Source organism: Bacillota bacterium (assembly GCA_040754675.1).
Taxonomy (GTDB): domain Bacteria; phylum Bacillota; class Limnochordia; order Limnochordales; family Geochordaceae; genus Geochorda.
In genome coordinates this window covers 1-2042 of sequence record JBFMCJ010000674.1, presented here as the reverse complement: position 1 = coordinate 2042, position 2042 = coordinate 1, and the positions used below count along the sequence as shown (strand labels likewise).

The 2042-nt window shown below is 64.5% G+C and carries 2 protein-coding genes; both read right to left on the bottom strand.

The features are described 5' to 3' along the window. Positions 1 to 245: 245 nt before the first annotated feature. Positions 246 to 1802 carry a recombinase family protein gene (locus AB1609_22385; protein ID MEW6049182.1) on the bottom strand — a complete coding sequence of 519 codons (1557 nt, stop codon included), beginning with the start codon at positions 1800 to 1802 and terminating at the stop codon, positions 246 to 248. Then, positions 1775 to 2042, bottom strand: a 268-nt coding sequence (locus tag AB1609_22380; protein MEW6049181.1) for a hypothetical protein, incomplete at its 5' end; no start/stop codon positions are given. The genes AB1609_22385 and AB1609_22380, both read right to left, overlap by 28 nt.

Genomic DNA, 2042 nt, shown 5'->3' with positions numbered 1-2042 from the left:
TGATCACGATGACCTTTTGCACCGAGATGGGGTCGCCCGTGCCCACGTCGCCGGTGGCGAACTCCACCCGGAAGGTGGCCTGGGCCCTCATGCCGGGCGCTGCCTCGGGGATCACGACGAAGTCGCTTGAATCCGTTGCGAATGTTCCCACCCGCGTTGCCAGATCGCGGGAGCGTTCCCGATGTATTTTGAGAAATCCGACGCAATTCTTCCCACGCCCAACTTTGCCGGTGCCGGCGCACACGTCAGCGCGCCACTTCGGAAACAGAGACCCTCACGCTGCTGGGCACCGTAAGGTGAACCCTGAGCGTAACCGCGGATCCCCGGCCCTGAACTTCCACCCTTTCCACCACCGCGCGGACAAGGGCGCGCTTTTCGTCCAGGGAAAGCTGGTCCAGCCGCCGCAGGGTAACCTGGGCCAGGTGTTTCCACTCCTCAATCCGCTGGGAGAACTGCGATCCTGTCCGGATGCCGGCCTTCAGCTTTTCGATCCGGGCCAGAAGGGTTTCGCGCCGACGCTTGAGTTCCTGAAGTTTTCCCTTTGTCCGGGCGTCTAGTTCCAAGAGCCCAGACGAAAGAGCCTCCAGGACGTTGGCGCGGGACCGCTCAACCGTGTGAAGGGCCCGCTGGGCGGCGGCCAGCTCATCCAGCGAACCGCTCGCCGTGTCCAGTTCGCGCATCTTTCTTATCACCGCGTCCGGATCCTTCAGGCACGATTCCACTACGCCCCACACGGCCGAGTTCACCCAGTCGGCGCGCACCTTCTTTTGCGGCAGGCAGCCCGACGTTATTCCCGCATGTATCGCGCGGCAGGTGTAGGCGGGCACGTTGGTGCGGTCCGCATGCATCCAGGCGCCGTGCATGGGCTTGCCGCAGTCGGCGCAGACGAGCAGCCCGGCGAGCAGGGTCCTGTTCCTGGGTTTCCCCGCCCAAAGGCGTCGCGCGCGTTCCAGCTTCTGCTGCGCACGCTCCCAAATCCACCGGTCCACGATGGCCGGTACGGGGATGGGAACCCACTCCTCGGCCGGTTTTGGTCTCAGCCCCACCCGCTGGTCGCGGGGAAGGTGCCGGTTCAGATTCCGCCCCGCGCAGTCGCGCCGGTTGTAGTACCAGGTGCCGATGTACACCGGGTTCGCCAGGAGCCTCCTCACCACGTTCTCGTGCCAGGTGCGCGCCCCGCGCCTGGTGGGAACGCCCTGCTCGTTGAGCCGCTTGGCGAGGCTGTACAGAGACAGGTCTTCCTGGACGAACCACTGGAACAGGTTCCTTACGACGCGCGCTTCGTCCTCGTACACTTCGACCTCGCCGGTTTCCGGCCGGTAGACATACCCGTACACGTCGAAGAGAACCGGGATGCCGCCCTGTCGCGCCTTCTGCAGCCGTCCCCGCATGCTCCGCTCCCGTATCTTTTCTTTCTCGTACTCGGCGATGGCACCGCGCACGGCATAAAAGAGCCGCCCCTCAGGGGAGTCCTTCCAACTGAAGTCCAGGAACTCCAGCCGGACATTGTGCTTCTCAAACTCCTGCACCAGCAGGAGCTGGTGGGCAAGCCGCCGGGAAAGGCGGTCCGCATCTCTCACCACGATGCAATCGACGCGGCCGGAGCGGACCGCTTCGCGAAGCGCTGTGAGCCCCGGGCGGTCCAGCAACTCGCCGGAGAACCCGGGGTCCGCGAACACGGTAACCTGGGATGCACCTATCTCGCGTGCCCTCTCACGGCAGGCAGCTTCCTGTTCCGCCAGACTAAACCCCTTTTGCGCCTGCTCGTCCGTGCTCACTCGGACGTAGATGGCAGCGTGCATTCCTTCGCCCCATACTCCCTCAAGATTTTCCGGGCTATGATCCCATACGCGATGTCCAATCCACGGCCGCCGTCGTCGATGGTCACGATTTCCACCTTGATCTGGGGCGGCGCCCCGCGCTGGGTTGGTTTCGCGGACGACCTCCCCGCGTCCTTCTTCCGGGCCACCCTCGCCTCCCTCCTCCCACCAGGTTTATGCGGACCGGACTCGTACGCACACAGTTGACCTGCGTGCGCAGAA